The organism is Myxococcus sp. AB056 (assembly GCF_006547365.1).
Classification (GTDB): domain Bacteria; phylum Myxococcota; class Myxococcia; order Myxococcales; family Myxococcaceae; genus Myxococcus; species Myxococcus virescens.
Genome location: NZ_VHLB01000185.1, coordinates 1 through 3,527, shown reverse-complemented (window position 1 = coordinate 3,527; position 3,527 = coordinate 1). Strand labels below are relative to the sequence as shown.

At 66.2% G+C, this 3,527-nt stretch carries 2 protein-coding genes and 1 pseudogene; all 3 read right to left on the bottom strand.

Features of this window, described 5'->3' with window-relative positions; translation table 11 throughout:
• A pseudogene (locus tag FMP39_RS36940) lies at nucleotides 1–547 on the bottom strand (hypothetical protein); the annotation flags it as partial.
• A gap of 640 nt (nucleotides 548–1,187) precedes the next feature.
• Nucleotides 1,188–2,108: a DUF2381 family protein gene (locus tag FMP39_RS36935; RefSeq protein WP_141594645.1), complete on the bottom strand. Its 921-nt coding sequence runs from the start codon at nucleotides 2,106–2,108 to the stop codon at nucleotides 1,188–1,190.
• Between the two features lie 61 nt (nucleotides 2,109–2,169).
• Nucleotides 2,170–3,527, bottom strand: a 1,358-nt coding sequence (locus FMP39_RS36930; protein ID WP_141594642.1) for a serine/threonine protein kinase, incomplete at its 5' end; no start/stop codon positions are given.

Genomic DNA, 3,527 nt, shown 5'->3' with positions numbered 1-3,527 from the left:
CCAGGTGCCCGGACAGCAGCGTGTAGGACTCCAACGCGCCCACCCACACGAAGTTCGGCGCGTCGCCCCCCACCATCAGGTTCTGCACCACCTGCCCCCAGTCGGAGAGCTCGTCCCAGTCCTCCTTGCGCACCAGACTGCCCCCCGCCTCCCCACCCCACATGCGCAGGCGCACGGGAGCGCCCAGCTCGACTTGGAGGAAGCCTGGTTTGACGACCTCCAGCCGCGGATGCACCCGCAGGAACCCTTCGTCCGTTCCCGCCCCACGGCGAGGCAGCAGCGCCCATGTCGTGGTCTCCAGGCTCAGCCGGTTCGCCCAGCGAGAGCCCGAGTTGGACGAGGCCGGGGGCGCGGCCTCGGGCTGGGCGTCCCCCTCGTCGACCAGGGCATCCCCCTCGTCCACGGAAGGCTCGAGCAGCGCGTCCCCGTCTGCCTCAACAGGGTCGACTTCCTCCTCGGCCACGTAGTCTTCAGGATAGGCAATCTCCTCCGCCAACCCCGCTCCAGGGAACACCAACAGCAACACGACAGCCCAACGCATGAACATCGACGTCTCCTGTGAAAGCCCCGAAGGAGGGGCAATGGACAGAGGCTTCCCGTTCAACCCGGCAGAGCGCCGGGCCGTGGGATGAATGAATTGCATTAAGGGAGTCGTCGGCTGGCCGACTGGGCCAAGCTATGGGCAGACGTGTCACGTCACGACGCCAGGGAGCCCCAGCGCAGTCACAACAGCAGACAGACGTGTCACGTCTCGGTGCCAGGAAAGCCCGGCCCCGCCCATGACTCCAAACGCGAATAGGGATGACGGAGGAAGGGCCCCTCAGCGTCCGTCAGGCACACAGCCCGACGAAGCGCAGACGGCTACTCGGCGCACGGCTTCCGCCGGCACGTGCCTCGCATGGCGGTGCCGAAGGTCCTCTGCGCAGCACGAGAGCCCAATGCCTACTTCGAAGCGGAGCTATGAAGGTGGATCAAGCGCGTCGCCCTCCGGGCGCTCTCCGCAGCCACCAAGGAAACGCGCAGTCGCGCGCATGCTCTCCAGCACAGTGGGGAACACATCGCCCTCCAGGGCACGCCAGAATGAACTATACCTATTGGTATAGACCATTGGACCCTAGATTAACACTCCGCACAAGCCCCCAAACGCCGGAAACCCACGAAAGGGCTTGCGGCGGCCCTCACTGGAGTTAAGGGAATGTGACGTTGCCCAGGGTGATGGTGCGGCGCCCATCCGCGTCCCAGAGCTTCAGCGTGAAGGGTCCTTGAGGGGACTCGGATGCTGACTCGGCCTCTACCACCACGCGCTGGTTCGTTGAACCGGGGGCAAGAGGGCCCGACTGCCACACTCGGAGCACCTTCAGCTCCTCGTTGGCCTTGCCCCTGAGCATCGCACCGACTGCTGTCCACGGTTGGGCGTCCCCCCGTGAATTGAGGTGGACCTCAACAGCCACCCTGCGGGCTGTACGGTATGCATAGACAAAATTCTTGGCTGCTGCCCCTCCTGGGGCCTGGGTCACACCCTCAGTCAGGTCGCGGAAATCAACGCCTCGTCCGCTGAGGACTGCTGTCGAGATGAGTCCCGTCAGCCCATCAGGAGCACTTCGCTCCGAGCGCAGGCGCTCATTTTCCTCTCGGCATTGCTCAGCCTCGATGCGCGCCAGGCGGACTTCCTCCTGGTATGTCTCGACACTCCTCTTGCGTCGATAGACTTCGACATGCGCCTCCGACCGTGCGGGGTGCGCGACCAAGACAAACGTCGCACTCGCCGGGGCCGCTCCATCCAGGAAGCGCACCGTCAACCTGAGCCGCTCTCCTGGAAAGAGCTTCTCCGAAGGAACCAGGCGCAACGTGCTGAGGCCGGCATCCAGGACCGCGAAGCGCTCGCGCCCCTCGAGCGTCACCCCTTCTCGACTCACCTCCGAATCGAAGATGAACACCGTCGAGAGCCCTGGGCTCACCGCCACTTCAGCCACTGGCTGAGTGTCATCCGAGACCAGCTCAATTCGGCGAACGCTCAGCCCCACGGTGGAAGCGGGCGACTGCGCCAGAGCTGCCCCCGCTCCTGAGAGAAAGAGGGAAAGCAGCACGGCCGACACGGAATGATGCACTCGACGTTTCTCCTTGACCAAGCCAGCGGCGACTCATTGGCGTCAGCCAAAAAGCGGCACTTCATTCAAACTCGCTCACCGCCTTGACCCAAACAGCAGAGTACACGCGCGCCTTGCCGGTATCCCCTCCTCCGTCCTTTATCGCCAGTCCACGGTTGCGAGAGGAGTCCAGCACCTCCAGGCACACGGGGAAGCTCTCTCCGCGAAATCGCGCTCGCGTCAGTCGGACATAGACGCGGTCGGCAATAATGAGCCGCCCAGATAGCGTGGCGTAGTCCGACCCCACAATGATCTGTGCAGTGCCTTCCCTCACCGTTACGACTTTTTGATCCCCCCGGATAAAGCTCGCGCCCTCCTTGTCCCCAATCTCCATGCCGAGCTTCTTCATGCCCTTGGTGGCGCCTGCCGGGCACGGTTCGGGGTCCGGAGCAGGGCGCACCTGGGGACCAGAGCAGGCCAGCGCGCCACAAAGGGCCGTCGTCGCCAGGGCAGTGCGGACGCTCCTCGCGGCCTTCTTCGCAGGCGCTGGCGGGGAGGAAACGGTGTCATTCTGGGGGGTCGTCACGGTTGCAGTCACCTCGGGAAGCGTCGCAGGGGGCGCGACGGCCGCAGGTGTTGCCTCCGGCCCGGTGGGAGCTGCGGCCGGGGCAGCTTGAGGTTTCTTGGCATATGCCGCTACTTCTTGACCGGGGCCGGCCTGCGGCTGCGGTGAGGCCGTCCGCTGAGAGAAGTACGCCCCAGACGCGAGGGTCATGGTCAGCAGCCCCGCCCCCAGCACACGCCCCAGCCGGCGTCGCGAGAGAAACGAGCGCCGCCCTGCCTCGACGACGGGGGCCACAGGCGCCACTAGCAGCGCGGCGTCCGCCTCCATCGCGGCTTCCGCCCCCACCCTGGCCTCGAGCGCCAAGCCCGGCAGCTGCGCCTCCACGGGCCGCGTGGCCGCAGGCACCAGCGGGGCCTCGGGCGGCAATGCCGCGGGCCTGCCTTCGCCTGGGACTTCCGGCAGCTCCGGCCCCGGCGCCTTGCCACGACGCATCTGGCGCAGGGGCCGCTTCGCCCACCGCTCCAGCTTGTTCACCTTGCCCTCGTTCTCGGTGGTGGCCGAGTTCGGGCCATAGGCGTCAAACAGGGGCGTGTCCCACGCCTCCCCTTCCGCCCCGGCCAGGAGCTCCTCCAGGGCCGCACAGACAGTGCTCGCATCGGGACGCGCAGCAGGGTCCTTCTCCAGCAGCCGCATGCACAACATGCCCAGCCGCTCCGGGACGAAGCGGTTGACGTAATGAGGGGGCACAGGCGACTTGCCAATGACACTCTGGACGTACTCCGCGTCCGTCCCCGCGTCGAAGGGCAACCTCGCCGTGAGGAGGCGGTAGAGGACAGTGCCCAAGGCCCACATGTCGTCCGAGGGAACGGACACGT